The 26,312-nt window shown below is 72.7% G+C and carries 22 protein-coding genes; 11 read left to right on the top strand and 11 right to left on the bottom strand.

Features of this window, described 5'->3' with window-relative positions:
- Nucleotides 1-44: 44 nt before the first annotated feature.
- From BJY14_RS22465 to BJY14_RS22445, 5 genes are all read left to right on the top strand, one after another.
- On the top strand, nucleotides 45-665 hold the full coding sequence (locus tag BJY14_RS22465; protein ID WP_218905551.1) for a hypothetical protein: 621 nt from the start codon (nucleotides 45-47) through the stop codon (nucleotides 663-665).
- A 150-nt stretch (nucleotides 666-815) separates the two neighbouring features.
- The gene (locus BJY14_RS22460) at nucleotides 816-3,071 is read left to right on the top strand and encodes a molybdopterin oxidoreductase family protein (RefSeq protein WP_179845431.1); all 2,256 of its coding nucleotides are present in this window, start codon (nucleotides 816-818) and stop codon (nucleotides 3,069-3,071) included.
- A 106-nt stretch (nucleotides 3,072-3,177) separates the two neighbouring features.
- Nucleotides 3,178-4,092 (top strand): Rieske (2Fe-2S) protein, encoded by a 915-nt coding sequence (locus tag BJY14_RS22455; protein WP_179845430.1) that lies wholly within the window; start codon nucleotides 3,178-3,180, stop codon nucleotides 4,090-4,092.
- A 395-nt stretch (nucleotides 4,093-4,487) separates the two neighbouring features.
- On the top strand, nucleotides 4,488-5,168 hold the full coding sequence (locus BJY14_RS22450; RefSeq protein ID WP_179845429.1) for an SH3 domain-containing protein: 681 nt from the start codon (nucleotides 4,488-4,490) through the stop codon (nucleotides 5,166-5,168).
- Nucleotides 5,169-5,172: 4 nt separating this feature from the next.
- A complete protein-coding gene (locus BJY14_RS22445; RefSeq protein WP_179845428.1) occupies nucleotides 5,173-5,859 on the top strand; it encodes a class F sortase in 687 nt (228 codons plus the stop codon).
- 52 nt (nucleotides 5,860-5,911) lie between these two features.
- Here BJY14_RS22445 and BJY14_RS22440 read toward each other — a convergent pair whose 3' ends face one another.
- The 3 genes from BJY14_RS22440 to BJY14_RS22430 all read right to left on the bottom strand — a co-directional run bounded on the left by BJY14_RS22440 (nucleotide 5,912) and on the right by BJY14_RS22430 (nucleotide 7,910).
- Nucleotides 5,912-6,151, bottom strand: a complete 240-nt coding sequence (locus BJY14_RS22440) for a DUF8836 family protein (protein ID WP_179845427.1) — start codon at nucleotides 6,149-6,151, stop codon at nucleotides 5,912-5,914.
- Nucleotides 6,152-6,241: 90 nt separating this feature from the next.
- Nucleotides 6,242-7,015: a sulfite exporter TauE/SafE family protein gene (locus BJY14_RS22435; RefSeq protein WP_179845426.1), complete on the bottom strand. Its 774-nt coding sequence runs from the start codon at nucleotides 7,013-7,015 to the stop codon at nucleotides 6,242-6,244.
- 106 nt (nucleotides 7,016-7,121) lie between these two features.
- The gene (locus BJY14_RS22430; protein ID WP_179845425.1) at nucleotides 7,122-7,910 is read right to left on the bottom strand and encodes an ABC transporter ATP-binding protein; all 789 of its coding nucleotides are present in this window, start codon (nucleotides 7,908-7,910) and stop codon (nucleotides 7,122-7,124) included.
- Nucleotides 7,911-8,136: 226 nt separating this feature from the next.
- Between BJY14_RS22430 and BJY14_RS22425 the strand changes: the two genes are divergently transcribed.
- On the top strand, nucleotides 8,137-8,904 hold the full coding sequence (locus BJY14_RS22425; RefSeq protein ID WP_179845424.1) for an Rv1486c family protein: 768 nt from the start codon (nucleotides 8,137-8,139) through the stop codon (nucleotides 8,902-8,904).
- A 10-nt stretch (nucleotides 8,905-8,914) separates the two neighbouring features.
- On the opposite strand, the gene BJY14_RS22420 is transcribed toward BJY14_RS22425, so the two are convergent.
- The 6 genes from BJY14_RS22420 to BJY14_RS22395 form a co-directional block, all read right to left on the bottom strand.
- Complete coding sequence (locus BJY14_RS22420) at nucleotides 8,915-9,880, bottom strand: IS481 family transposase (protein ID WP_179843367.1); 966 nt, start codon at nucleotides 9,878-9,880, stop codon at nucleotides 8,915-8,917.
- Nucleotides 9,881-10,457: 577 nt separating this feature from the next.
- Complete coding sequence (locus BJY14_RS47300; RefSeq protein ID WP_179845423.1) at nucleotides 10,458-11,174, bottom strand: RDD family protein; 717 nt, start codon at nucleotides 11,172-11,174, stop codon at nucleotides 10,458-10,460.
- 88 nt (nucleotides 11,175-11,262) lie between these two features.
- The gene (locus BJY14_RS22410) at nucleotides 11,263-11,712 is read right to left on the bottom strand and encodes a DUF2752 domain-containing protein (RefSeq protein WP_246396042.1); all 450 of its coding nucleotides are present in this window, start codon (nucleotides 11,710-11,712) and stop codon (nucleotides 11,263-11,265) included.
- A gap of 420 nt (nucleotides 11,713-12,132) precedes the next feature.
- Entirely contained in the window at nucleotides 12,133-12,918 is a 786-nt protein-coding gene (locus BJY14_RS22405) for a PP2C family protein-serine/threonine phosphatase (RefSeq protein ID WP_179845422.1), read from the bottom strand.
- Nucleotides 12,919-12,954: 36 nt separating this feature from the next.
- Nucleotides 12,955-13,656, bottom strand: a complete 702-nt coding sequence (locus tag BJY14_RS22400; protein WP_179845421.1) for a response regulator — start codon at nucleotides 13,654-13,656, stop codon at nucleotides 12,955-12,957.
- Nucleotides 13,653-14,792: a GAF domain-containing sensor histidine kinase gene (locus BJY14_RS22395; protein ID WP_179845420.1), complete on the bottom strand. Its 1,140-nt coding sequence runs from the start codon at nucleotides 14,790-14,792 to the stop codon at nucleotides 13,653-13,655. The genes BJY14_RS22400 and BJY14_RS22395 overlap by 4 nt, the downstream gene beginning before the upstream one ends.
- A gap of 214 nt (nucleotides 14,793-15,006) precedes the next feature.
- Here BJY14_RS22395 and BJY14_RS22390 point away from each other — a divergent pair, with 214 nt between their 5' ends.
- From BJY14_RS22390 to BJY14_RS22370, 5 genes are all read left to right on the top strand, one after another.
- Nucleotides 15,007-15,675, top strand: a complete 669-nt coding sequence (locus BJY14_RS22390) for an SDR family NAD(P)-dependent oxidoreductase (protein WP_179845419.1) — start codon at nucleotides 15,007-15,009, stop codon at nucleotides 15,673-15,675.
- The gene (locus tag BJY14_RS22385) at nucleotides 15,672-17,030 is read left to right on the top strand and encodes an MFS transporter (RefSeq protein ID WP_179845418.1); all 1,359 of its coding nucleotides are present in this window, start codon (nucleotides 15,672-15,674) and stop codon (nucleotides 17,028-17,030) included. The genes BJY14_RS22390 and BJY14_RS22385 overlap by 4 nt, the downstream gene beginning before the upstream one ends.
- Nucleotides 17,027-18,070, top strand: coding sequence for an S-adenosylmethionine:tRNA ribosyltransferase-isomerase (locus BJY14_RS22380; protein WP_179845417.1), 1,044 nt, complete (start codon nucleotides 17,027-17,029; stop codon nucleotides 18,068-18,070). The genes BJY14_RS22385 and BJY14_RS22380 overlap by 4 nt, the downstream gene beginning before the upstream one ends.
- A gap of 63 nt (nucleotides 18,071-18,133) precedes the next feature.
- Complete coding sequence (gene serB / locus BJY14_RS22375; protein ID WP_179845416.1) at nucleotides 18,134-19,336, top strand: phosphoserine phosphatase SerB; 1,203 nt, start codon at nucleotides 18,134-18,136, stop codon at nucleotides 19,334-19,336.
- 50 nt (nucleotides 19,337-19,386) lie between these two features.
- Nucleotides 19,387-21,636 (top strand): FUSC family protein, encoded by a 2,250-nt coding sequence (locus BJY14_RS22370; RefSeq protein ID WP_179845415.1) that lies wholly within the window; start codon nucleotides 19,387-19,389, stop codon nucleotides 21,634-21,636.
- Nucleotides 21,637-21,640: 4 nt separating this feature from the next.
- On the opposite strand, the gene BJY14_RS22365 is transcribed toward BJY14_RS22370, so the two are convergent.
- Together BJY14_RS22365 and BJY14_RS22360 are read right to left on the bottom strand one after the other, a co-directional pair.
- Complete coding sequence (locus BJY14_RS22365) at nucleotides 21,641-22,108, bottom strand: SixA phosphatase family protein (RefSeq protein ID WP_179845414.1); 468 nt, start codon at nucleotides 22,106-22,108, stop codon at nucleotides 21,641-21,643.
- A gap of 282 nt (nucleotides 22,109-22,390) precedes the next feature.
- Nucleotides 22,391-24,889: a sodium-translocating pyrophosphatase gene (locus tag BJY14_RS22360; RefSeq protein ID WP_179845413.1), complete on the bottom strand. Its 2,499-nt coding sequence runs from the start codon at nucleotides 24,887-24,889 to the stop codon at nucleotides 22,391-22,393.
- Nucleotides 24,890-26,312 lie beyond the last annotated feature (1,423 nt).

Genomic DNA, 26,312 nt, shown 5'->3' with positions numbered 1-26,312 from the left:
GCCGCTCCCCCTCCGCCCCGTTCTGTGCGTTAACGTGCACGATCATGTCCCTGCGCTTCGACCAGACCGGCTGGGAGCCGCTCCAGCCCGGCGCCTACCGCAACGCCGACGGCGACACCGTCGGCCTCTACGGATTCGACCTCCCGCCCGACCTGCCGGCCCCGCTGGAGCGGCTCGACGACCTGCGCCGCCGCATCTCCGCCACGACCGCCGAATCCGGCGGCGGCCTGATCGAGCTGGACGTGATCACGCTGGACGGGCTCCCGGCCGTCCAGCAGATCGTCAAGCTGCCGCTGCCCGACCGCCCGACCGGCGTGGCCTACATCGCCTCCTTCACCGTCCCGCGCGCGGACCGCAGCCTCGTGCTCAAGATCCAGTGCCTGGAGCAGGGCGTCACCGGGATGCGCGACAGCACCGCGCTCAACCACTACCTGACCGAGTACGGGCAGGGCCACGACCTCCAGGACATGATGCGCTGGTGGGCGCAGCACGCCTACGCCCCGGAGATCCAGGGCGGCCTGCCCCGCAACCTCTCCGAGGACCCGGGCTGGGACCCGCACTTCCCCCAGCACCCCCTGTCCCGCGCCCGCCGCGTCCTGACGGGCCTGGCGCCCAGCATCGAACTCCACCCCGTCTTCAAGGCCGCCCCGCCCTTCTCCGGCTGACCCGTCCGGAGAAAGGACCACACGGCGCGCCGAATGGGGCTTTATAGCGCCGCAACTCCGAAATGCCGTTATGGGTCATGCCTCGCCATGGCGCCGTCCGGGACGGGCGGCCATGATAGAGAGACGGTCCCGTTCACAAGGAGTGTCTCGATGGGCGACCGCACGGCCTTCCGTACCTGCCCCCTCTGCGAAGCCCTGTGCGGGCTCGAACTGACCCTCGACGAGGCGGGGGCGGTCACGCGCGTCCGGGGCGACGAGAAGGACCCGTTCAGCAAGGGCTACATCTGCCCCAAGGGCGCCACGCTCGGGCGCCTCGACGGCGACCCCGACCGGCTCGCGGAGCCGCTCGTGGCCGGCGAGGACTCCGGGTGGGACGAGGCGTTCGCGACGGTGGGCCGGCGGCTGGCGGAGGTCATCGCGCGGCACGGGCGGGACGCCGTCGCCGTCTACATCGGCAACCCGACGGCCCATTCGATCGCCGGGCCGCTGTACGGGTCCGCGATCGTCAAGGCGCTCGGCACCCGCAACCTCTTCACCGCGAGCACCGCCGACCAGATGCCGAAGCACGTGGCGTGCGGGCACATGTTCGGCGACCCCCTGGCGATCCCCGTGCCCGACCTCGACCGCACCGGGCACCTGCTCATGCTCGGGGCGAACCCCCTGGAGTCCAACGGCAGCCTCGCGTCCGCGCCCGACTTCCCCGGACGGCTCAAGGCGATCCGGGCGCGCGGCGGGAAGATCACGGTCGTCGACCCGCGCCGGACGCGGACCGCCGCCCTCGCCGACGAGCACCTGTTCATCCGTCCGGGGACGGACGCGTTCCTCCTGATGGCCCTCGTCCACACCCTGTTCGCCGAGGACCTGGTCAGGACCGCCGAGCACCTCGCCGGGCGCGTCAACGGCCTGGACGACCTGCGCGCCCTCGCCGTCGACTTCGCCCCCGAGGACGTCGCGGCCGTCACGGGCGTCCCGGCCGCGACGATCCGCAGGACCGCGCGCGAGCTGGCCGCGGCCGAGCGCGCCGCCGTCTACGGCCGCATCGGGACGTGCACCCAGGCCTACGGGACGCTGAACAGCTGGCTCGTGGACGTCCTGAACGTCCTCACCGGGAACCTCGACCGCCCGGGCGGGGCGATGTTCCCGCGCCCCGCCCACGCCCCGGTGTACCGGCGCAAGAAGCCGTTCACGACCGGGCGGTGGCGCAGCCGCGTCCGCGGGCTGCCCGAGGTCAACGGCGAGCTGCCCGTCGCGACGCTCGCCGACGAGATCGAGACGCCCGGCGAGGGCCGGGTCAGGGCGCTGATCACCATCGGCGGGAACCCGGCCCTGTCGGCGCCGAACGCCGCCCGGCTCGACCGCGCGCTCGCCGGCCTGGAGTTCATGGTCAGCGTCGACCCCTACCTGAACGAGACGACCCGGCACGCGCACGTGGTCCTGCCGCCGCCGCGCCCCGCGCAGACCCCGCACTACGACATCGCGCTGACCGGGCTCGCCGTCCGCGACTACGCGCGCTACTCGCCCGCGGTCGTCCCGCTGCCGGAGGGGCGGCCCAGCGAGGCCGAGATCCTGGCGCGGCTCGCCCTGGCCGCCTCCGGGACCGGCGGCGACCCCGCCCTGCTCGACGAGATGATCATCAAGGCGACGCTGGAGAAAGCCGTCGCCCTCCCCGGCTCCCCGGTGCTCGGCCGCGAGCCGGACGAGCTGCGCAAGATGCTCGACACCGGCACCCTCACCGAGCAGCGCCTCGACATGATGCTCCGCCTCGGCCCCTACGGGGACGCGTTCGGCGGCGAGCCCGCCCTCCGCGAGGAGGGCGGCGGCGCCTCCGGCGTCACCGGCCTCACGCTGACGCGGCTGCGCACCGAGTACCCGCACGGGCTCGACCTCGGCGCCCTCAAACCGCGGCTGGACGAGGTCCTGTGCACCACGTCCGGCCGGATCGAGCTGTGCCCGTCCACGTGCGCCGCCGACGTCGACCGGCTGCGCTCCGCCCTGCGCGATCCGGGGACGTCCGGCGGCATGGTGCTGATCGGCCGCCGCCACCTGCGGTCCAACAACAGCTGGCTGCACAACGTCCCCGAGCTGGTGCGCGGCTCCAACACCTGCACCCTCCAGCTCAACCCGGCCGACGCCGACCGGCTCGGCATCGCGGCGGGCGACACGGTCCGCGTCACGTCCCGTGCGGGCGCCCTGGAGGCCGTCGCCGAGCCCACCGACACGATCATGGCCGGGGTGGTCAGCCTGCCGCACGGCTGGGGCCACGACCGCCCCGGGACCCGGACGCGGGTCGCGAGCGAGCACGCCGGGGTGAACGTCAACGCCGTCACCGACGAGCAGGAGATCGACCCGCTCTCGGGCAACGCCGTCCTCAACGGCGTCCCCGTCACCCTGGAGGCGGCGCGCTGACCCTTTGTTTAGGCCCTCCCGGCACCAGGTAGGTATGACTGGCCGCGGGCGAACGCGGGAGACTAGGGTCGCAACAGGCGTCCCAGCAGGACCGCGGAGGAGGGGCATGAACCGACGGGTCAACATCTTCCGGCGCGGAGAGAGCCCCCAGGCGACCGCGCGGCTGGCCGACGCCACCGAGAGGCTGGAGCACGCCGGCGGCCTGGACCGCCCCATCAGGGTCCTGTCCGGGGCCGTCCGGCGGGTGCTGCGTCCAGGGCCGGTCAAGGACGCCCTGCACGGCGTCCCGGTCGGCCATCCGGCCCACGCGCCGCTCACCGACCTGCCCATCGGGCTGTGGATGTCGGCCGCGGTCCTGGACCTCGTCCCCGGCACGCGCCGCGCCTCGCAGGTCCTGGTCGCCGCCGGGCTCGCCGGCGCCGTCCCGACCGTCCTCACCGGCATCGCCGACTGGTCGGCCCTGCACCGCGAGCAGCAGCGCGTCGGGCTCGTCCACGCCGCCGGGACGGCCACCGCGAGCATGCTGTACTCGGCGTCCCTCGTGGCCCGCTACCAGGGCCGCGACGCCGCCGGGCGCGCGTTCGGCTTCGCGGGCCTCAGCGCCCTCGTCGCGGGCGCCTACCTCGGCGGGCACCTGGCGTTCCGGCAGGCCGCCGGCGCCAGCCACGCCGACCAGCTCGCCCACCTCGTCCCGCTCGGATGGCACGACCTGTGCGCCGTCGAAGACCTCCCCGACGGCTGGCCCGTGGCCCGGCGCCTCGGCTACATCGACCTGTTCGTGCTGCGGCAGGGCGAGGAGGTGCACGTCCTCGCCGACCGCTGCAGCCACCTCGCCGGACCGCTCCACCAGGGTCGCGTCCTCACCGACGACGGCGCCGACACCTGCGTCGTCTGCCCCTGGCACGGCAGCACGTTCCGCGTCGCCGACGGCTCCGTCGTCCACGGGCCGGCCACGGCCCGCCAGCCGTCCTTCGAGACCCGCGTCACCGAGGACGGCACCCTCCAGGTCCGCCCGGTCTGACGTCTCCGGCCTGAAAGCTTCGATCTGAGGCGCTCGCGCATCCGCGCGGGCGCCTTCGCGCATGCCCGCCCGTCCTGCGATGGCCCGCCGCCCTGCGCGATGGCGCCCGTATAGCCCGGACACCGGGGAGATCATGGGGTTTTCACTGAATGCCCCCTTTTAAAGGGGGATAGATGTCCATTATGGGGCTTTCGCCAGCGGAATGGAGATTGCCGTTGGCCGTTCCGCGAGAAAGCCTTCACAATGCACACTGATCGCTATTCTCAATGTTTGCGACCTGCACGACATGCGCGGAATTCCCCACGGGAAGCGTGATCAAGGAAACGATGCCGGACACCTCCGGCATCGAAGATCATTTCGATGGGGGAAGAATGAGGACAAGCGCGCGAACCGGCATGGCACTCGCCGTGGCCGGTGCGGCGGGCGGGCTGTCGCTGCTGTCCGGCGGCGCCGTCGCCGTCGCGGCGACCGGCGCGAGCCACGCCGAGGCGGCCAGCAGCGCCAGCCAGGCGGCCGTCTGCCGGTACGAGGTCACCGCACGGCACGGCCTGGCGGTCCGCACGGGTCCCGGCGTCAAGTTCAAGCGGGTCGGCACGCTGCCGTACCGCAAGCACATCAGCGCCGACTGCAAGAAGACCGGCTGGACCCAGCTGCGCGGCAGCGTCCCGCCGGCCTGGATCGGCAAGTGGGTCGCGGTGCGGTACCTCAAGCCGATCACGGCCGTCAAGGTGTGCCGGTACGAGGTCATCGCCAAGCACGGCCTGGCGGTCCGCAACGGTCCCGGCACCAAGTTCAAGCAGGTCGGCACGCTGCCCTACGGCAAGCACATCGGCGCCGACTGCAAGAACAGCGGCTGGACCCAGCTGCGCCAGAGCGTCCCGCCGGCCTGGATCGGCAAGTGGGTCGCGGTGCGGTACCTCAAGCCGATCAAGCCGCACGGCGGCGTGATGGCCGGTGGCGGCGGCACCTCGATGTCGAGCTTCCCGATGCTGGCCGGCGCCGGTCTCGGGGTTCTCGCCCTGGGCGGCGGCATCGCCGTCGCGGCCCGTCGCCGTCAGGTGAAGGGCGTTTCCTGAGCCCATGGACAGGAGAAGGCGCGGTGGCCGGTCGAGCCGTTTCTGGTATCGGCTGGCCGCCGCGCTCATCGCGACAGGGACCGCGATGTTCGTCGTGGGATTGGTGCGCGGCCACACCGATCCTCCGCCGCAGCCGCCGTCCTCGGATCTCATCCAGCCGGCTCCCAGAAGCGCGGCGCCCGAACCGGAAATCGCACTTCGGCCGTCCGTTCCCGAACGCGTCAGAATACCCTCGATAAAGGTCAACGCCCCGATCCGCCGCGTCACCACGGAACGGGACGGGACGCTCGGCGTCCCGCCGCTCACCCGGGTCCGGGAGGTCGGCTGGTGGGAGGACGGCCCGACGCCGGGCGAGAACGGCAGCAGCGTGCTCGTCGGCCACGTCGACTCCAAGTCGGGCCCGGGCGCCTTCTACCGGCTCGGCGCGCTCCGCCCGGGCCGCAGGATCGAGGTCGTCCGCGCGGACGGCACGGCGCCGGCCTTCCGCATCGACCGGATCAAGCGCGTCGACAAGGACGAGTTCCCGACCGACAGCGTCTACGGGCAGCAAGGCCGGCCAGAACTGCGCCTGGTCACCTGCGGCGGCCGGTTCGACCGCAAGCGGGGCCACTACCTGGACAACGTCATCGTCTACGCGTCCCTGATACCCGATCCCCGGAACGCCGTTCCGGGCACGCACCGCAAGTCCTGACGGCGGTCGCCGGGCGGGCCCCGCCGGGCCCGCCCGGACCGTCTCGGGACGGTCAGCCGGAGGGTTCGGCGCCGTCGGAGGACACGGGGTGCTCCACCAGGGCCAGGACCCGGCTCGCCATGAAGCGGGCCGTGCGCACGGGCGTACCCGTCCGGGTGACCTCGCTGACCTCCACGACGCCGCGCCGCGTCGCGATCTCCACGCGGCGGCCCGCCCGGCTCGCCGCGACCTCGTACGTCCGCGTTCCCTCGCCCCCGGCGTCGATCACGATTTCGACCCTGTCGCCCTTCATCCCGCGCGAACCTCCGGTAGTCGAACGTATATTCGACTTATACCCGGAACGTCCGGTTCGCAACCCTGTCGAACAGCGCGAAAGCCCTGGTCAGGCCAGAAGATTGACGATCGCGACGACGCCCACGACGACGATCACGGCGCGCAGCGCCAGCGGCGGGATGCGGCGGCCGACCTTGGCGCCGATCACGCCCCCGCAGGTGGAGCCCGCGGCGATGAGCAGGACGACCCACCAGTTGATCTCGGCGTCGGCGAACAGCCACATCAGCGTGAACAGGATCGCGGCGGTGCCGTTCACGACCGCCGACAGGACGTTCTTGCCCGCGTTCAGGCGCTGCAGGTCGTCGTCCAGCATGATGCCGAGCAGCGCGATGAGGATGATGCCCTGCGCGGCGCCGAAGTAGCCGCCGTACATGCCCGCGAGGAGCACGCCGACCCACAGCGCCGGGCCGCCGTGCTGCGGGCGGTGCTCGCCCTCCCGGCGGCGCAGCATCCACTTCTGCAGGCGCGGCTGCACCACCACGAGGACCAGCGCGATGATGATCAGCGCGACGACGATGACGTCGAACGCCTCGGCGGGCAGGCCGAGCAGCAGCAGGCCGCCGATCACGGCCCCGATGAAGGAGCCGGAGGCCAGGCGTGTCAGCCGGCCGCGCTGCCCCTTCAACTCGTGGCGGTAGCCGTACGCGCCCGTCACGCCGCCCGGGACGAGCCCGATGTTGTTGGAGATGTTCGCGACCACGGGCGGGTAGCCGAGCGCCACCAGGGTCGGGAAGGTGATCAGGGAACCGGACCCGACGACGGTGTTGATGCCCCCGGCGGCCACACCGGCCGCGAAGACGGCGGCCGCGTCCAGCAGATTCACGTCCGTCCCATCCCTGCGCTACGAGTTCCCGACGGTGCGCACATCGTAGGGACCCCGCCGCGCACCTCCGTCGATCGGGGGGTCGTTTTGTGGCGTCCCGCCCGGTTCAGCGGGCCGAGCGGGCGTACCAGCGGCCGTTCTGGCGGTCGATCGCCAGGGGCAGCCCGAACGTCTCCGACAGGTGCTCGCGGGTGAAGACCTCGTCGACCTTGCCCTGGGCGACGACCTCCCCGCGGCGCAGCAGCAGCGCGTGGGTGAAGCCCTCCGGGACCTCCTCCACGTGGTGGGAGACCATCGCGATGGCGGGCGCGGCCGGGTCGTCGGCGAGGGCCGCGAGGCGGGCGACGAGGTCCTCGCGCCCGCCGAGGTCGAGGCCGGCGGCGGGCTCGTCCAGCAGGAGCAGCTCGGGGTCGGGCATCAGCGCGCGGGCGATCTGGACGCGCTTGCGCTCGCCCTCCGACAGGGTGCTGAAGGTCCGGCGGATCAGGTCGGCGGCGCCGAGGGCCTCCAGCAGCGCGACGGCCCGGTCGAGGTCGGTCGAGTCGTACTCCTCCTGCCAGCGGCCGAGGATCGCGTACGAGGCGGTCAGCACGAGGTCGATGACCGTCTCACCGGACGGGACCTTCTCCGCGACGGACGAGCTGGCGAGCCCGATCCGCGGCCGGAGCTCGAACACGTCGGTGCGGCCGAGCTCCTCCTCCAGGATCTCGACGCTGCCCTCGGTGGGATGCAGCATGGCCGCGGCGATCTGCAGCAACGTGGTCTTGCCCGCGCCGTTCGGGCCGACGATGACCCACCGGTCGCCCTCGTTCACCGTCCATGTGACGTCGCGCAGCAGGGTGGCCCCGCCGCGCCTGACCCCGACTCCGCGGAGTTGAAGCACCTCGCCTGCCATCGCGCGCCTTCGTCCCCAATCCGGTGGTCCGTGCTGCCGCTTGCAGGAAAGAACCTATGCGATCCGGGGCGGCCGTGGCCCCCCGGGATCGGCCCCGGACGGCGGCCCCGGGACGCCGTCGCGCCGCGAGAGGTCCCTTACGTCCGGTGGCACCAGCGATTCGAGCGCTTATCGTGGATCGCATGCCCATTGCGGAACGCACGAGACCGAGAATGAGCACGGACGTATGAGCAGGGCCGTCGCTATCGCCCTCGTCGCCTGGGGCAACGCCTGGCTGACGGGGCACGTCGGCCTGGACGAGGCCGTCGACGAGATCGAGAAGAGCGCGGGCCCGCAGATCGTCGGCGGCGAGCCCGCCGAGGTGACGCTGCGGCGCGGCCTCGGCGACCTGCGCGTCGGCGGGCTGGCCGCGCTGCGGCTGGCGCTGCCGGAGCCGGGCGACCCGCTCGGGCTGACGGGGCCGCCGTCCTTCAACACCGCGGCGATCGAGGCGGGCGCCGCCGTCGTCGCCGTGCTCGACGGGCGGGCGATGGGGCTCGTCCCGTCGGAGGACCGGCGCGGCTCGTCCTACGTCGGCGTCCGCTGGACGACGCACGACGCGTCGGCGGCGCCGCCCGACGTCCCGTCCCTCGCGGAGGCCGACCGGCGGCTCACGCTCGCCATGCGGGACGCCACCGAGGCGCTGCTGACCGTCGACGACTTCGCCGGCGTCCCGCCCGAGATCGGCGACGCCCTGGTCGACCTGCGCGATCCCGACCGCGGCGACCACCCGCTGTCCCCCGGCTACCCGCCCCGCGCCCACCGCGTCGCCGCCCTCGCCGGCCGCCTCTCCTTCGTCGTCGACCTCGCCCGGCAGATGGACGACCGCGGCCTCAGCGCCGACCAGATGAGGCGCCGCGACGAGGCCCTCCGCCTCCTGGACGCCGCCGTACGCCGCGCCCTGGTGGCAGCGTGCAACAGTGCGTTCGACCCGGTGCCTGGAGCGGAGCGCTAGCTGTACTCGGTCATGATCTTGGTGACAGTCGGGTGATGGGTGGCTTGCCGCCCAGGGCCGAGTGGGGGCGTGTGGTGTTGTAGTGCTCCAGCCAGGGCTTGAGGGCTTGGGTGCGTTGGTCGTTGCTGGTGTAGGGGCGCCGGTAGGCCCATTCGGTGGCCAGGGTGCGGTTGAGGCGTTCGGCTTTGCCGTTGGTCCAGGGATGGCGGGGTCGGGTGAACTTTTGGCGGGCGCCCAGTTGGGCGCAGGCCTGCTGGAAGGCGGCCGAGACGCGGTAGTTCTTGGCGTTGTCGGTGAGCACCCGGTGGATCCGGGTGATGCCGTGGCCGGCGAAGAACGCTGCGGCTCGGGTGAGGAAGGCGGCGGTGGTGGTGCCTTTCTCGTCGGGCAGGACTTCGGCGTAGGCCAGGCGGGTGTGGTCGTCGATGGCGGTGTGGACGAAGTCGTAGCCGATGCCGCGGACGCGGACGGCTTGGCCGCGGCCGTGTGCCCGCCAGCCGCCGCCGTCGGGGATGCGGCCGAGTTTCTTGACGTCCAGGTGGATCATCTCGCCCGGTGCGTCGTGCTCGTAGCGGCGCTCGCTCGCGCGGGACGCGCGGATCCGGGTGCCGGTCAGCGGGTCGCAGGCCGCCAGCACCGGCACACCGTGACGGCGCAGGATCCGGGTGACGGTGCGGGCCGGCACTCCGGTGGCCGCCGCGATGTGGTCGGGCCCGGCACGCAACTCATCTCGGGCGGCCAGCACCCGCTCCTCGGTCTTGACCGGGGTCCGGGACGGGCACGCGCGCGGCCCGCTGCGCCGCTCGGCCAGCCCGGCCCAGCCTTGGTCACGGAACCGTCGGACCCACCGGTGCGCGCATTGCCGCGACACCCCGAGCTCGGCGGCGACGTGCGCGACCGCACGCCGGTCGAACACGACACGGCGAACCAGTAGACATCTGCCATGAAGCGTCAGCCGGGCATTAGCGTGACCCACAAGGACCTCCTGGTGACGGTGAAGTCGGTGAAACTCCACTACGCCAGGAGGTCCTCTTGCTGATCAAAGACCTACCGGTCAGGTGTCACCAAGATCATGGCCAAGTACAGCTAGCGGAGCGGAAGGCACCGGGTCGAACCCGCTCTTCCCGGGGGGTGTGGGGGGTCGCCCCCCACAAGGAAACCGACCCGGTGCCTGGAGCGGAGCGCTAGCGGAGCGGAAGGCACCGGGTCGGACCCGCTCTTCCCGGGGGGTGTGGGGGGTCGCCCCCCACAGAGAAACTGCCCCGGTGCCTGGAGCGGAGCGCTAGCGGAGCGGAAGGCACCGGGTCGGACCCGCTCCTCCCGGGGGGTGTGGGGGGTCGCCCCCCACAGAGAAACTGCCCCGGTGCCTGGAGCGGAGCGCTAGCGGAGCGGAAGGCACCGGGTCGGACCCGCTCTTCCCGGGGGTGTGGGGGGCCGCCCCCCACAGAGAAACTGCCCCGGTTCCCGGAGCGGAGCGCTAACGGAGTGGTTGTGCTTGAACGGCGAAGCGGGGCGTCCCGGGTTTGGGGCGCCCCGCTGTCGTGGGTCGTGGGTCAGGCGCGGACCACGATGGTGTTGCAGATCTTGTCGGCGAAGGTCTGCTTGCGCTCGTCCCACAGCGGCCAGAGGAAGCCGAGGTAGCACAGGAAGCTGTCGGCGACGTGCGCGATCTTGCGCACGAAGGCCATGCCGAAGCCGATGGGCTGGCCGGTCTGCGCGCCGACGAGCCGGATGCCCATCTGCCGCTTGCCGATGGACTGGCCGGTGGTGCCCTCCTGGTAGCAGATCCACAGGCCGCCCGCGATGGAGATGGCCGCGCCGATCAGCATGAGCAGGACGCCGAACAGCGCCGCGCCCGAGCTGCCCGAGCTGGAAAGGATGATCATCAGGATGTACAGCACGAACACCGGACCACCGAAGATCAGGTAGTCGATGATGTAGCCGCCGGCGCGCGAGCCCCACTCGGCGAGCTGGCCGGTCGAGCCGTAGTGGTGGTGGTGCACCTCGTAGCCGGGCTGGGCGGGCCCCGAGGGCGCGCCGTAGCCGGGCTGGGCGGGGGGCTGCTGGCCGTAACCGGGCTGCGCCGGAGGCTGGCCGTAGCCCGGCTGCGCCGGGGGCTGGCCGTAACCGGGCTGCGCCGGGGGCTGGCCGTAGCCGGGCTGCCCGCCGGGCTGGCCGTAACCGGGCTGGGCCGGGGGCTGCTGGCCGTACCCGGGCTGCTGCTGCCCGTAGCCCGGCTGCTGACCGTACGGGTCGTAGGGGTTGCCCACACTTGCTCCTTATTGATTGACCCTGTGGTTATGTGACGCCCGCCGGACCCGGTGGGCTCCGCAAGTCTGACCGAGGACCGACCGCGGCTCAAACCCGCAGAACACCGAACCGGACGAGCTGCCACAGCTCCGACCCGACGAGGGCGGTGCCGAGCATCCAGGCACGGGTCTTCGGCTGGAGTGCCCACCACCGTCCACCCAGTCCCAGCGGTGCGGCGGCGACGGCGACGGCGCCGGCGAGCGCGACCGGGTTCGCGAGGACGGCCTGGCCGGGGCGGCCCGAGCCGAACTCGATGAACACGGTCGTGCCCCCGCACAGGGGACATGGGATTCCGGTGAGCGCCCGCAGGGGACAGAGCACGCCGGGGTCGTTCACGCGATGGATCCATGACGCGCCGATGGCCGCGACGGCCATCGCCGCGACGCGCAGCACCACACCCTGGGGTCCGTGCTGCGCCGCGGTGAGGGTCCGGCTGACGATCCCCCCGAGCGCACCTCGCGGTGCACCGGCGGACGCCGTCCCGGGCGCTCCCCCCAACGAATCCTCCGCCTCGATGACATACAGGTGAGTGACCCGTATATCGGGTGCACCCTGAGGCGGGTCAAGTCCGGGCAACGATCCGCTACGAGACCGTTACTCGGTGCCCGGCGACACCACCTCTCGGGCAAGAGTAGGACAAATCACCTGCTACATGGGCACTCTTTCGCGTTACGAGCATGAATGAATCGTCCGGTTCGGGACGTGCGGCGAACGGGACGTGCGCGCGGAACGGGCGATGCCGGGGATGCGCCGGAGATGGGAGGAGATCGCCTCGGCGCCTTGGGGCACGGCGTGTCGCACGGGCGGGCCGGCGCCATCGTGCCCGGCCCGGGGCGTCGAGGCCCGAGGAAACGGCCGGCCCGGGGAGCGTCGGGCCGGGTGCGGCGTCCGGCCCGGGGCGGTGGGCCGGGCGGGGCGTCAGGCCTGGGCGGCGGCGCCGACGACGACGGGCTCGTCGGAGCCGGCGAGGTGCTCGGCCTCGACGACGTCGGCGATGACGGCGGTGATGTTGTCGGGGCCGCCGTTGTCGCGGGCCATCTCGATCAGCCGGTCGACGGCGCGCTGCGGCTCGGCCTCCGCGGACAGCACCTCGTAGATCTTCTGCGCGTCGACCGGGCCGCTCAGGCCGTCGGAGCACAGCAGATACCGGTCGCCGAGGCGGGCCTCGCGCAGCCGCAGGTCGGGCTCGCGGTCCTCGCGCCCGTCCAGCACGCGGTACAGCACGTGCGAGAGCCGGGACGTCTCGGCGGGATCGGCCTGCTGGCCGGCCTGCTCGGCCTCCGCCTTGAGCAGCTCGTCCATGGTGTGGTCCTGCGTCATCTGGAAGAGCTCGCCGTCGCGCAGCAGGTAGCCGCGCGAGTCACCGACGTGCGCCAGCGCGACGGACTCGCCGGACCAGAGCATGGCGGTGAGCGTGGTGCCCATCCGGCTCAGGTCGGGGCGTTCCTCCCGGACGATGCGCAACTTCTCGTTGGCCTCGGCCACGGCGCGGCCCAGCATGTCGACAAGATCGTCTTTATGGGCATCGGTGTCCAGCGAGCGCAGTGAGCCGATCACGGTCGAGCTCGCGACCTCGCCGCCCGCATACCCGCCCATGCCGTCCGCGACCGCGATCAACCGCGCACCGGCGTACCCGGAGTCCTCGTTGTTCTCCCGGTTGCACCCGATGTCGCTGCCTGCTGCGTACCTGATTGCTACGTTCATACCAATTTCGATGACGATCCTGTCAGAGGAGTTGTATCAGCCGCGGGCAGTGGTCTTCCCGGTTTCCCCGGCGGCACTCGTGTTTCCCACACCGTGCCGGACCGCGTACAGGGCCGCCTGCGTCCGATCCTGGACTCCCAGTTTCATGAGCAGATTACTGACGTGCGTCTTGACCGTCTTCTCGGACACCACGAGGGCGCGGGCGATCTCCCGGTTCGACCTGCCCCGCGCTATGTGCACGAGCACCTCCCGTTCCCGTTCGGTCAGCGCGGCGAGGCCGCGGTCGTCCCTTCCCGCGTCACCCGCCGTCCCGTTCCGCAGCATCGCCTCGGCCGCGTCGGGCGCGAACAGGACGTGCCCGTCGTTGACCGCCCGGATCGCCTGGACGAGCGCCTGCGGGTCGACGTCCTTGTACAGGTATCCGGCCGCCCCGGCCTGGACCGCCGGCAGCACGTGCCCGCGTTCCGTCACGCTGGTCAGGACGAGGACCCGTGCCGTCACTCCGCGAGCCCGCAGCTCCGCCAGCGCGGTCAGGCCGTCGGCGCCCGGCATCTTGAGGTCCATGAGCACGATATCGGGCTCCAGGGATTCGGCCAGCGTCACGGCCGACGTGCCGTCCTCGGCCTCGCCCACGACCTCGATGTCGTCCTGGATGCCGAGGAAGGTCCGCAGGCCCTGCCGGACGACGGGATGGTCGTCGGCGATCAGCACCCGGATCGGCCCCCGCGCGGCGCTCACAGCGGCACCACCAGCCGGACGGTCGTGCCCTCGCCGGGCGCGGCGTCGATCGCGAGCTCGCCGCCGATCGAGTACGCCCGCTCGCGCATGGAGGTCAGGCCCAGGCCGCCTTGGGGCTCCGTATCGGACGCGTCGAAACCGGCGCCGTCGTCGGAGACCTCTAGCACGGCCCGTTCGTCCTCAGTGCGGAGCCGCACCTGCACGGTGCTCGCCTTGGCGTGGCGCAGCGCGTTGTAGAGCGCCTCCTGGGTGATGCGGAAGGCGACGGCCTCATGCTCCTCCGGCAGGACGATCGCTTCGTCGGCGCAGAGGCGGACGGTGGACTCGTGCGCGCGGTCGAGCACATCGACGTGCTTGCGCAGCGACGCCACGAGACCGTCGGCCAGATCGGCGGGACGCAGCTCGAAGATGACGGCGCGCAACTCGGCGAGGGCTTCGGCCGCGAGCGTCTCCACCTGCTGGAGTTCCTGGACGGTCCGGACCGGGTCGCGCTCGGCCAGCGCGGACGCGGTGCGGGCCGTCAGCCGCAGCGAGAACAGCTTCTGCGCGACGGCGTCGTGCAGCTCGCGGGCGAGGCGGTTGCGTTCGGCGACGACCGTCAGCTCGCGGTTGTGCTCGTACAGGCGGGCGTTCGCCATCGCGATCGCGGCGTGCGCGGCGAACAGGGTGAGCAGGTCTTCGTCGTCCTGGGTGAAGCCGCCGGGCCGGCGCTTGTTGGCCAGGAAGACGATGCCGAGGACGTCCTCGCCGTCGCGGATCGGCACGCCGAGGAAGTCCTTCAGGACGGGGTGCGCGACCGGCCAGCCCTCGAACTCGGGCTCCTTGCGGATGTCGCCGAGCCGCTTCGGCGCGTCGCCCTTGAGCATCGCGGCGAGCATCCCGTGCTGGCGGGGCAGCGGGCCGATCCGCTCCCAGTCCTCCTCCGAGACGCCCTCGACGACGAACTCGGCGAACGAGCCCTCGTCGTCGGGCACCCCGAGGGCCGCGTACCGGGCGTCCAGCAGCTGGGCGGCCGCCCGGACGATCACCTGGAGCACCTCGTGCACGGACAGGTGGCGGGTCACCGCGAGCACGGCGGAGCTGACGGCGTGCAGGGTCGCGCCCTGGTCGCCGTGGCGGCCCTCGTCCGTCACCATCCCGGCCTCTCGTTCTCCCCCCGGCGGGCGCCGTTCGGCGCGCGCATGTGAAGACCGTACTCTCTAGGCGGGTCTTCTCGAATCAGCCGGCGGGAGTACGTGCCGTGCCGCCCCTCCCGCGAGCGCGGGACGCCGGTCCTAGGACCATCTGACGACCTCCTGGGGGACCCGTCGGCCGATGCCGCCGGACGCGCGGGTTCCTAGCGTCGAGGGCATGAAGACGGCACTGATCACCGGAGCCTCCCGGGGCCTCGGCCGGGCGCTCGCCCGCACCCTCGCCGACAACGGCTGGAACCTCGTCATCGACGCCCGTGACGCCGTCGCCCTGTCCGCCGCCGCGGCCGATACCGGCGCCACGGCGATCCCCGGGGACGTCGCCGATCCCGCGCACCGGGCCGCCCTCGCCCGCGCGGTCGAAAGCGGGCTCGATCTGCTCGTCAACAACGCGAGCACGCTCGGCCCGACGCCGATGCCCCGGCTCGCCTCGCTTCCCGAGGACGCCCTGGCGGACGCGTTCGCGACGAACGTCCTCGCGCCGCTCGCGCTGATCCGGGCCGTCCTGCCAGGGCTGCGGGAGCGGCGCGGCGCGATCCTCAACATCACGTCGGACGCGGCCGTGGAGGGCTACGAGACGTGGGGCGGCTACGGGGCGTCGAAGGCTGCGCTGGAGCAGCTGTCGAACGTCCTCGCGGCCGAGGAGCCCGACGTGGCCGTCTGGTGGGCGGATCCGGGCGAGATGAACACCGCCATGCTCCGCGCGGCGGGCGAGGACGCGGACGCGGCCCCGCCGCCCGAGGAGGCCGCCGCCGCGCTGTACCGGCTCGTCGCCGGCCGCCTTCCGAGCGGGCGCTACCGCGCGGCGGACCTGGCGGACGCGCGATGACCACCGTCCTTGATCATGAGCGGGTGACAACAAAACAGGGCATTTTGGGCGCGGGGTTCCGGGGCGCGACGCTCGGGATCGTCCTGGTCGTGACGCTGCTGGCGTTCGAGAGCATGGCCGTCGGCACCGTCATGCCGGTCGTCGCGGGCGACCTGGACGGCCTGTCCCTGTACGCGTGGGGCTTCAGCGCGACCCTGATCACGAGCCTGCTGGCCACGGTGCTCGCCGGCGGCTGGGTCGACCGGTCGGGACCGACCCGCCCCTTCCTGATCGGGCTCGCCGTCTTCGTCGCGGGGCTGCTGGTCGCGGGCGCGGCGCCGTCCATGTGGGTGTTCGTCGCCGGGCGCGCCGTGCAGGGCCTCGGCACGGGCGTCCCGCTCGTCGCCCTGTACGTCGTGATCGCCCGCGTCTACCCCGAGAACCTGCGGTCCCGGGTGTTCGCCGCGCTGTCGGCCGCCTGGGTGCTGCCCTCGCTGATCGGCCCGGCGGCCGGCGGCGCTCTGGCCGAGCACGCCGGCTGGCGGTGGGTGTTCCTCGGGCTGGTCCCGCTGGTGATCCCGCCCGCGCTGCTCCTGCTCCCCGTGCTGCGCGGCATAGCGCCGTCAGACGCCGCCCCCGCCACGGGCCGCTCGCGGCTGCCGGCCGCCTTCTGCGTCGCCGCGGGCACCGGCATCCTCCTCTACGGCCTCGACGGGACGGGCTGGACGATGCTCCCCGCGGTCCTCGCCGGCCTCGCGGGCCTGGCCTTCGGCCTCCCCCGCCTGGTGCCCGCCGGTACGCTCCGGCTCCGCCGCGGGCTGCCGAGCGTCATCCTCGTCCGGGGCCTGCTGTCGGGAGCCTTCTTCGGCACCGACGTCTTCATCCCCCTGGCGCTGACGCGGCTGCACGACTTCAGCGCCACCCAGGCGGGGATCGTCCTGACCGTCGGCGCGCTCGGCTGGTCTGCGGCGTCCCAGATCCAGGGCCGCTCCGAGCGCCCCCGCGAGTTCTACGCCCTGCTCGGCGCCGTCCTCGTCACCGCCGGAATCGTCCTCGCCACCGTCGCCCTGCAGTTCTCCGGCTGGCTCGCCGCGCCCGCGTGGATCGTCGGCGGCGCCGGGATGGGCTTCTCGATCGGCAGCCTCTCCGTCCTGCTGCTCGACCTGTCGGCCGAGGACGAGCAGGGCGTCAACTCCTCCGCGCTGCAGATCAGCGACACCCTCGGCTCGTCCCTCGTGGTCGGGGTCGCGGGCGCGCTGGTCACCGGCTTCGGCGCCGCCCGGCTGGACGCCGGGCTCGCCGTCGCCGGGGCGCTGTTCGCCGCGATCGCCGCGTTCGGCGCGATCGCCGCTCTCCGCCTGGAGGTCCGGACATGACCGTCGACTTCACCCTCCCCGCCGCCCTGGAGGCGCACGAGCCGCCCGAGGCGCGCGGCCGGACCCGCGACGGCGTCCGGCTGCTGGTCTCCCGGCGCGCCACCGGCGCCCTCACCCACCACGAGTTCCGCGACCTGCCCGGCCTGCTCGACCCCGGCGACCTGCTCGTCGTCAACACCTCGGCCACGCTGCCCGCCGCCGTCCGGCTCGACCGGATCAGCGTCCACTTCTCCACCCCGGTCCAGGGCGCCGGCGACCGGCTGTGGCTCGTCGAGCTGCGCCGCCTCACCGGCAAGGCCAGCCGCCCGTACACGGGAGGCTCCCCCGGCGAGTGGATCCCGATGCCCGGCGGCGCCACCCTCACCCTCGTCGGGCGGCACCGCCACCCCGCGCGCGGGGAGTCCGGCCGGCTCTGGCAGGCCCGGCTGAGCACCGACGTCGTCCCCTACCTGCGGCGCCACGGCGTCCCGATCAGGTACGGGCACGTCCGCCGCGACTGGCCCGCCGCCACCTACCAGACCGCCTTCGCGCACGATCGCTCGTCCGGCGGCGCGGAGATGCCGAGCGCCGCCCGCCCCTTCACGCCCGAGCTGGTGACGCGGCTGGTGTCGCGCGGCGTCCTGATCGCCCCGATCACCCTCCACACGGGCGTCGCGTCCCCCGAGGCCCACGAACCGCCCTACGCCGAGCACTACACCGTCCCCGAGGCGACCGCCGCCCTCGTCGGGCACGTCCGGGCGCGGGGCCGCCGGGTGATCGCCGTCGGCACCACCGCCGTGCGCGCCCTGGAGACGGCCGTGGACGCCGCGGGACGCGTCCAGGCGTCCTCCGGCTGGACCGAGCACATCGTGACCCCCGAGGGCGGCGTCCGAACCGTGGACGGCCTCCTCACGGGTCTGCACGAGCCCAGGTCGTCCCACCTGATGATGCTGACCGCCATCGCCGGCCTCGACCTGCTCACCGCCACCTACGAGGCCGCCCTCGCCGAGCGCTATCTGTGGCACGAATTCGGCGATCTGAACCTGATCCTGCCCGGATAGCGTCTCGCATGCCGGACCTGACGGGCGGGACTCCCGGCGCGGCCGGTACCGTTGTGAACAGCTATGGACGGGTCAGCAGAGCGCACGCTGCTCATCACACTCACCGGCCGCGACCGCCCCGGCGTCACGTCGCGCCTCTTCCGCACACTCTCCCAGTTCCCACTGACGGTGGCGGACGTGGAGCAGGTCGTGATCCGAGGACGCCTCGTCCTCGGAGTCCTGCTCGCCTACACCGAGGGCGCCGACATCGGACGGGTGTGGAACGCCGCCGAACGCGTCGCGAACGACCTCGACATGGAGATCGAGCTGTCGACCGGGCGCAACAAGCGCATGCCGAAGCGCAGCGGGCGCCTGCACGTCACCGTTCTCGGCAACCCCCTCAAGCCCGCCGCCATGGCGGGCATCGCCGGGCGGATCTCCGCGCACGGCGCCAACATCGACCGCATCGAGCGCCTCGCCCAGAACCCCGTCACCTGCATCGAGCTTGACGTCTCCGGCGCCGACCCCGACGGTCTGCGCGCCGCGCTCACCGCCGAGGCCGTCGAGCAGCGGGTCGACGTCGCCGTCCAGCACAGCGGCCTGCACCGGCGCGCCAAGCGGCTCATCGTCATGGACGTCGACTCCACCCTCATCCAGGGCGAGGTCATCGAGCTGCTCGCCGAGCACGCCGGCTGCCTCGACGAGGTCGCGAAGGTCACCGAGGCCGCCATGCGCGGCGAGCTCGACTTCGAGGGCTCCCTGCGCGAGCGGGTCGCCCTCCTCGCCGGGCTGGACGCCTCCGCCATCGACGCCGTCCGCGACCGGCTCCGCCTCGCCGCCGGCGCCCGCACCATGGTCCGCACCCTCAAGCGCCTCGACTACAAGTTCGCGATCGTCAGCGGCGGCTTCACCCAGGTCACCGACGCCCTCGTCGAGGACCTCGGCATCGACTACTCCGCCGCCAACACCCTGGAGATCCAGAACGGCAAGCTCACCGGGCGCGTCACCGGCCGGGTCATCGACCGCGCCGGCAAGGCCGCCGCCCTGGAGCGCTTCGCCCGCGAGGCCGGCATCCCGATCAGCCAGACCGTCGCGATCGGCGACGGCGCCAACGACCTCGACATGCTCCAGGCCGCCGGCCTCGGCATCGCCTACAACGCCAAACCGGTCGTCCGCCAGGCCGCCGACACCGCCGTCAACGTCCCCTACCTCGACACCATCGTCTTCCTCCTGGGCATCTCCCGCGAAGAGGTGGAAGCCGCCGACGCCGAGGATTCCCGGGCCTAGCGGCGCCTGAGCACTGGGCAAAACCGGCTCACCTGGGGTAGACAGCCCTCATGCTGCGGCGGGCGCGGGGGGCTTATGCCCAGGTGCATGGGCAGGCGGCGCCCTTCTACGGGCTGGCGGCCGCGCTCGCGGTGACCGTGCCGCTGCTCGTCGGGGCGCTGACGGGACGCGCCGCGCAGGGGTCGATGATCGCACTCGGGGCCTATCTCGTCGCGCTGCGGGCGCCCGAGGGCCCCTACGGTGCGCGGGCGCGCAACCTCACCGTCGGCGTGCTGATCGTCGCGGTCGGGTCCGGGGTCGGCGGGCTGCTCAGCGGGCATCTGTGGCTCGCGGTGATCGTGGTGCCGCCGCTGGTCGCGCTCGGCGTGGCGGTACCGCGGATCGGGTCGACGGCGGGGCTCGCGGTGCTGCTGAGCGCCGTCCGGCCGCCGTCCGCGGACGTGGTGAACATCGGGCTGCTGGAGTTGGTGGGCGGGCTGCTCACCGCCGCGCTGCTGCTGGCGCCGTGGCCCGCGCGGCGGCTGCGGCCGCTGCGGGAGGCGCTGAGCGAGTCGGCGGACGCGGTCGCCGAGGCACTGGACGCCGTGGCGCAGGACGTCGGCGCCCCCGACGCGGGGCCCCTCGACGCCGTCGAGCTGACGAACCCCGACCTGCTGGCGGTCACCCGCATCCCCGACTGGGAGGCCAAGCGGCGGGCGGCGTCGGAGTCGCTGACGGCGGCGCGGGCCACCTACAAGCTGTACCGGTCGGGGCGGGCGGGGAATGAACCCACGAGGCCGGAGCGGGTCATCGACGCGCTGGGACGCGTCCTGCACGAGACGGTGACGCTCCAGGCCGTCCTGGAGGCGGCGAAGAACTACCCGCCGGACCGCGAGTGGCAGATGGAGACGCAGACGGCGATCTCGGCGCTCGCGGCGCGGCTGCGGCTGCTGTCCGGGGCGATCGCGACGGCGGGAGAGGCGCCCCTCGGCCGCGAGGAGTCCGCCGCCGTCCGGCGGATGGTCCGCGCCGCCGAGCAGATCAGGCGCGCCGGGCTCGCCGGCGACGAGGACCTGGTGGCGGTCGCGCTGATCGGCCAGGTGCGCCGCTCCGTCGACCGCATCGCCGGCGAGGTCGCCTCCACGCGCCGCCTCGTCGCGGGCGGGCTGCGCATCGGGTTCACGGTGCCGCGGATGCCGGGCACGCTCGACCCGATGCCGGTCTGGGACCGGGTGCGCCGCGCCGTCCGCACGCGCTCCCCGACGTTCCGGCAGGTGTCGCGGGTGTACGTGACGGCCGTGGTGTCGATGGCGCTCACCGCCGCGCTGGCGATCCCGCACGGCCACTGGTTGACGATCACCGCGATGCTGAGCCTGCGCGCCACCTACGGCGAGACCGTGGACCGGCTCGTCCAGCGCGTCGGGGGCACCGCGGCCGGCGCCGCCGTCGCCGCGGTCATCCTGACGCTCGCGCCCGGGCAGCCCACCGTCGCGGTGATCGCGTTCTGCTTCGCGGGGGCCGGGTTCGCGATGCGGTCGGTGAACTTCTCCTACTGGGCCCTGTTCGGGACGCCGCTGGCGATGATGCTGCTGGACTTCTCCGCGCCCGCCGACTGGCGCATCGCGGGCGAACGGATCGGCCTCACGCTCGCCGGGTCGCTGATGGCCTACCTCGCCGTCCTGCTGCTGTGGCCGGCCGGGCACCTCGAACGGCTGCCGGGCCAGCTCGAAGGGCTCATGCGCACGCACGCCGGGCTCGTCCGGACGACGGCGGACGTCCTCGCCGGGGAGCGGACCCGGCTCCCGCACGACACGATCGTGACGGCGGAGCGGGCGGCGGAGGCGGTCGCCGAGACCCGGACCAGGCTCGGCCACGAGCGGGTGCCCGACCTCGACCTGATCGACCGGCTGCGCAGGGCCGTGGCCGCCGCGCACCGCGCCCGCGACCACCTCATCGCGGTCGCGAAGATGTCCCGGGAGCGGGCCGTGGACACCGGGCCGATCCCCGAGATCCTCGACCGCCTCGCCGACCAGCTGGAGGAGGCGGGCGACCTGCTGGAGGAGCCGGGGGAGCGCGACCCGGAGGCCGGCACGCCCGTGGAGGAGCTCGCCGAGGAGCTCGCCGAGCTCGACTCCTACCTGTCCACGCTGACCCGGCGGCGCCGCGCCGAGATCAAGGAGGGCATCGGCCCCGACGAGCTCACCCCGCTCCGGCACGCCCTGCTGCAGGTCTCCGGGACCCGCCACACGATCGGGGAGCTGCGCCGCGACGTGAACCAGGTCATCGCGTCGTCCCTGGAGGCCGCCGAGCCGCGCCCGTGAGCCGTCAGTCCTTGGGCGTGTGGACGGTGCGCAGCGTCCCGAGGCCGGTCCGGACGTCCGCCCAGTCACCCGGCGGGAAGTCGATCACGGCGAGGCCGCAGGTCGGGAAGGAGTCGGGGGCCTGGCCCGTCAGGTCGTGCACGAGGTGGTGCACGGACGGGTTGTGCCCGACCAGCAGGAGGGTGCCGGCGCCCGGCGTCTCGGAGACGAGGGTGCGGAGCCCGTCGGGGTCGTTGTCGTAGATGCCGGGCTCGAAGGCGGTCTCCGCGTCCAGCGCCAGGCGGGCGAGGGTCTCCCGGGTCCGCGCGGCGGGCGAGCACAGGACCCGCTCGGGGACGAGACCGTTCGCGCGCAGCCAGTCCCCGGCCGCGGCCGCGTCGCGGCGCCCGCGATCGGTGAGCTTGCGATCGATGTCGGGTATGCCGAGGCCGGCTTCGGCCTTGGCGTGGCGGAGAACGATGAGCGTGGGCATGGCCGTCACATTAGGGGGCCGCGAGGGCCGCCAGGGTCCACAGCACGGCCATGATGCCGAACATTCCGCCGATCACGATCGCGAAGCCCTTGGGCCCCGACATCGTCCGCTTGCCGCCGCCGCTCGCCACGGCCGCCTCCCGAGATCGATCCGCTGGGTCGGGGGCGGGACGTCCCGCCCTCCCGTACAGCGTACGACCGGGCCCGGGATGGTCGGACGGGCCCCCCGGGGACGCGGAAGGGGCCGGTGGCGCGTCGCCACCGGCCCCTCCCGTTCAGCCGGTCAGGACTTGCCCGCGGACGACTCCTCGGCGTCCGGCTCGGCCTCGGCCTCCACGGCGCTGTTGGAGGAGGGACGACCCCCCGCGCCTTCGGCGCCTACCGCGGCCTCTTTCGGAGCACCTCCGTCGAGCGCGCCAGCGGCCTCGCCGCTCTTGGCGGCGTCCGGCCCCGGCCTGCCGCCCTCGACGGCGGGATCGGCGGACGAGTCCCCGATCGGGTCGGCGCGCCGCTTGGAGATCACGATCGCCGCGACGACGACCCCGACCGACAGCACCGTGACGCCGACGCGCAGCGGGGTGTTGCCCGCGTAGGTCACCACCGCGTCCGCGATCAGCAGCGCGACCAGGTTCATCACCTTGATCAGCGGGTTGATCGCGGGGCCGGCGGTGTCCTTGAAGGGGTCGCCGACCGTGTCGCCGATGATCGTGGCCTCGTGCGCCTCGCTGCCCTTGCCGCCGAGGTAGCCCTCCTCGACGACCTTCTTGGCGTTGTCCCAGGCGCCGCCGGCGTTCGCGAGGAACACCGCCATCAGCACGCCCGCCGCGATGGCGCCGCCGAGGAAGGCCCCGAGGGGCGCGTACCCGAGCGCGAAGCCGACCGCGATCGGCGTCATGATGGCCAGCAGGCCCGGGGTGGCGAGTTCGCGCTGCGCGTCCCGGGTGCAGATGTCCACGACCCGGTCGTAGTCGGGCTTCTCGGTGTAGTCCATGATCCCGGGCTTGGTGCGGAACTGCTCGCGCACCTCGACCACGACCCGGCCGGCCGCGCGGCCCACCGCCATGATCGCCAGACCGGAGAACATGAACACCACGGCCGCGCCGACGATGAGCCCGATCAGCACGTTCGGGCTCGCGATCGACAGGTTGAAGTTCAGGAAGTCGGCGCCGATCGCGTCCTTGGCGCCCTTCGAGGCGCCGGCGAGCGCCTCGATCACCGTCGTGCGGAACGAGCCGAACAGCGCCGTCGCCGCGAGCACCGCCGTCGCGATCGCGATGCCCTTGGTGATGGCCTTGGTGGTGTTGCCGACCGCGTCCAGCCGCTCGAGCACCGAGGCGGCCTCGCCCTGGACGTCCCCGGACATCTCGGCGATGCCCTGGGCGTTGTCGGAGACGGGCCCGAAGGTGTCCATCGAGACGATCACGCCGACGGTGGTGAGCAGCCCGGTGCCGGCCATCGCCACCGCGAACAGCGCAACGGTGGTGTTGCCGAAGCCGAGCAGGAACGCCCCGTACACGGCGGCGCCGATCACCAGCGCGGTGTAGACGGCGGACTCCAGGCCGAGCGAGATGCCCGACAGGATGACGGTGGCGGGCCCCGTCCGGGCGCTGTCGGTGACCTCCTTGACCGGCTTGCGGTTGGTCTCGGTGAAGTAACCGGTGAGCAGCTGGATCGCGCTGGCGAGCACGATGCCGATCAGGACGGAGCCGAGCGCCACCCAGCGCGGGTCGGCGTCCAGGCCGGCGATGGCCTTGTCGCGGACGCCGTCCAGCTCCGCGAAGGACGAGGGCAGGTACACGAACGCGGCGACCGCCACGAGGACGGCCGAGATCGCCGCGGAGATGAAGAAGCCCCGGTTGATCGCGGTCATCCCGGAGCGGTCCCCGGCCCGGGGCGCCACCGCGAAGATGCCGATCACCGCGGTGATCACGCCGATCATCGGCACGATCAGCGGGAACACCAGGCCCTGGTTGCCGAACGCCGCGGTGCCGAGGATCAGCGCCGCGACGAGCATGACCGCGTACGACTCGAACAGGTCGGCGGCCATGCCGGCGCAGTCGCCGACGTTGTCGCCCACGTTGTCGGCGATCGTCGCCGCGTTGCGCGGGTCGTCCTCGGGGATGCCCTGCTCGACCTTGCCGACCAGGTCGGCGCCGACGTCGGCGGCCTTGGTGAAGATGCCGCCGCCGACCCGCATGAACATGGCGAGCAGCGCGGCGCCGAAGCCGAAGCCCTCCAGCACCTTCGGCGCGTCGCCCTGGTAGGCCAGGACCACGACGGCGGCGCCGAACAGGCCGAGGCCGACGGTGAACATGCCGGCGACGCCGCCGGTGCGGAAGGCGATCCGCATCGCGGTCTTCTCGCCGCCCTCCTCGCGGGCGGCCGCGGCGACCCGGACGTTGCCCCGGACGGCCAGCCACATGCCGGTGAACCCGGTGACCGCGGAGAAGATCGCGCCGATGACGAAGAAGACGGACCGGCCGATCCGCTCGCCGGTGGAGTCGGCGGGCAGGAGCAGCAGGAGGAGCGGGATCAGGACCACGAAGATCGCGACCGTGCGGAACTGGCGTTTCAGGTAGGCGCCCGCGCCCACCTGAACGGCGCGCGCGATCTCTTGCATCTTGGCGGTGCCCTGGCCGGCGGCCAGGACGTCGCGTACGAGACCCGCGGCGACGGCCAGTGCGAGCAGTGCGACCACGGCGACGACGACGACCAGGGAAAGGTCGCCGCCGCCGAGATCCACTTCAGCGCTGGCCGGGTCTGACAGGGAAAACCCGGGCATCCGTCCTCCTCGACAGGGGCGTTGCGATCGCGACCGACATAAAAGCGATCTTTACCGCGTACCCCACGAGTCACGATTTCGAACGCCTCGCACGGCAACGCGGGTGCCGGGAGTCTACGCACGCGTAAGTCGAATGTTAAGGCCGCGACGCCCTTCATGAAGATGTCGCCGAAATGAAACACGCGATACGCCAGAAATTGACCCATTGGCCTGATCGGACGGCATCGTCCCAGGTCAGGCCGGGCCAGGCTTTCATTACCCCGCCGATACCTTGACGAGCACAGGGCATGACCGGCACATCGGCACGACCACCGGCGTCCGCATTCAAGCTAGGCATTAACACGGAATATGTCTAGACCCAAATCGGGTCGAATCCCCGATGATCACAAGAGAATCTCACACCCACAGGCACCACCGGCCCCACGAGCCCCACGGCGCCCCCACCCGTGCTCACACACGGTCACCACGCCCCCAGCCTGACCGTCATCAGCCCAACGAAGCCGCAGCAGAGGCACCAAGGGGCACACACGCCCGACAGCCCACCGGCGCGCTCAGCAAGCCCAGACCAAGCCAGGAGGCGCTCCGCCGCGGACCTGCCGGACGGGCACACGAGGCGCCCGATGAGGCGCACAAGGGGGCAACCGTGCTCCCGCTACAAGCCCAGGCCCGCGACCAACCGGAACGGCGTCCTGCCCCACACGGCTCGCGCACCGCGCCCAGAAACCGGTCGCCACGGCCGACCGGACAAACCCGGCGCGTTCCCCCCGAACAACCACGCGGCGCCCAGACCTGTCGAGCTGACCCACCGCCCGACCCCACCGGACGGCAGGGTGCCGATCGAAAGTCCCGGCGACCGGCCACCGGGCCACACCTCTAGAGGGACACGCTCATGAGCCTGCCATCCAGTCGGCAGAACGGTCGGAGGCAGATCCAGGTGAAAGAGCAACGTGCGCATGCGACAAACCGTCACCCGAGCCGGGTCGATGCCGACACTCGCCCAACACCGAACCGATAAGCAACCGGACCAACAACCCCACCGTCCCCACAGGCACACCGTCTCGACGGCCGCACCGGCCCCCCGGACGCAAACCGACGAGCGCCCCGGACCGATGGCCGCACCGGACCGATGGGGAGGGCGGGCGCGCAGCGCCCGGAGAAGGAAGTACTGGACACGACGACGGAAACCGTCTACTGCGCCGACCTCAGCCGACACAGCAACCACGCGACAACCTCAATGGTCGCGATCGCGTCCGAAGGCAGGTTCGAGCGAAGCAAGAACCTGATCGCGCAGCGAGCCGCAAGGCGAGACGGAGCGATGCCAGCGATCGCCCGCAGTACTCGACGATGGAGGGCCCCCAGGCCCGAAGGAGGAGAGCACTGCAACAAACACAGTGCCTTGCTCCTTCGAGCCTCTAGAGCCCGA

Origin of the sequence: Actinomadura luteofluorescens, assembly GCF_013409365.1 — a bacterium.
GTDB lineage: Bacteria > Actinomycetota > Actinomycetes > Streptosporangiales > Streptosporangiaceae > Spirillospora > Spirillospora luteofluorescens.
This window is presented reverse-complemented; position numbering and strand designations above follow the sequence as displayed.

Coding starts and splice junctions, on each gene's coding strand:
- BJY14_RS22465 (WP_218905551.1), top strand. CDS start 45: ATGTCCCTGCGCTTCGACCAGACCGGCTGGGAGCCGCTCCAGCCCGGC.
- BJY14_RS22460 (WP_179845431.1), top strand. CDS start 816: ATGGGCGACCGCACGGCCTTCCGTACCTGCCCCCTCTGCGAAGCCCTG.
- BJY14_RS22455 (WP_179845430.1), top strand. CDS start 3,178: ATGAACCGACGGGTCAACATCTTCCGGCGCGGAGAGAGCCCCCAGGCG.
- BJY14_RS22450 (WP_179845429.1), top strand. CDS start 4,488: ATGGCACTCGCCGTGGCCGGTGCGGCGGGCGGGCTGTCGCTGCTGTCC.
- BJY14_RS22445 (WP_179845428.1), top strand. CDS start 5,173: ATGGACAGGAGAAGGCGCGGTGGCCGGTCGAGCCGTTTCTGGTATCGG.
- BJY14_RS22440 (WP_179845427.1), bottom strand. CDS start 6,151: ATGAAGGGCGACAGGGTCGAAATCGTGATCGACGCCGGGGGCGAGGGA.
- BJY14_RS22430 (WP_179845425.1), bottom strand. CDS start 7,910: ATGGCAGGCGAGGTGCTTCAACTCCGCGGAGTCGGGGTCAGGCGCGGC.
- BJY14_RS22425 (WP_179845424.1), top strand. CDS start 8,137: ATGAGCAGGGCCGTCGCTATCGCCCTCGTCGCCTGGGGCAACGCCTGG.
- BJY14_RS22405 (WP_179845422.1), bottom strand. CDS start 12,918: ATGAACGTAGCAATCAGGTACGCAGCAGGCAGCGACATCGGGTGCAAC.
- BJY14_RS22395 (WP_179845420.1), bottom strand. CDS start 14,792: ATGGTGACGGACGAGGGCCGCCACGGCGACCAGGGCGCGACCCTGCAC.
- BJY14_RS22390 (WP_179845419.1), top strand. CDS start 15,007: ATGAAGACGGCACTGATCACCGGAGCCTCCCGGGGCCTCGGCCGGGCG.
- BJY14_RS22385 (WP_179845418.1), top strand. CDS start 15,672: ATGACCACCGTCCTTGATCATGAGCGGGTGACAACAAAACAGGGCATT.
- BJY14_RS22380 (WP_179845417.1), top strand. CDS start 17,027: ATGACCGTCGACTTCACCCTCCCCGCCGCCCTGGAGGCGCACGAGCCG.
- serB (WP_179845416.1), top strand. CDS start 18,134: ATGGACGGGTCAGCAGAGCGCACGCTGCTCATCACACTCACCGGCCGC.
- BJY14_RS22370 (WP_179845415.1), top strand. CDS start 19,387: ATGCTGCGGCGGGCGCGGGGGGCTTATGCCCAGGTGCATGGGCAGGCG.
- BJY14_RS22365 (WP_179845414.1), bottom strand. CDS start 22,108: ATGCCCACGCTCATCGTTCTCCGCCACGCCAAGGCCGAAGCCGGCCTC.
- BJY14_RS22360 (WP_179845413.1), bottom strand. CDS start 24,889: ATGCCCGGGTTTTCCCTGTCAGACCCGGCCAGCGCTGAAGTGGATCTC.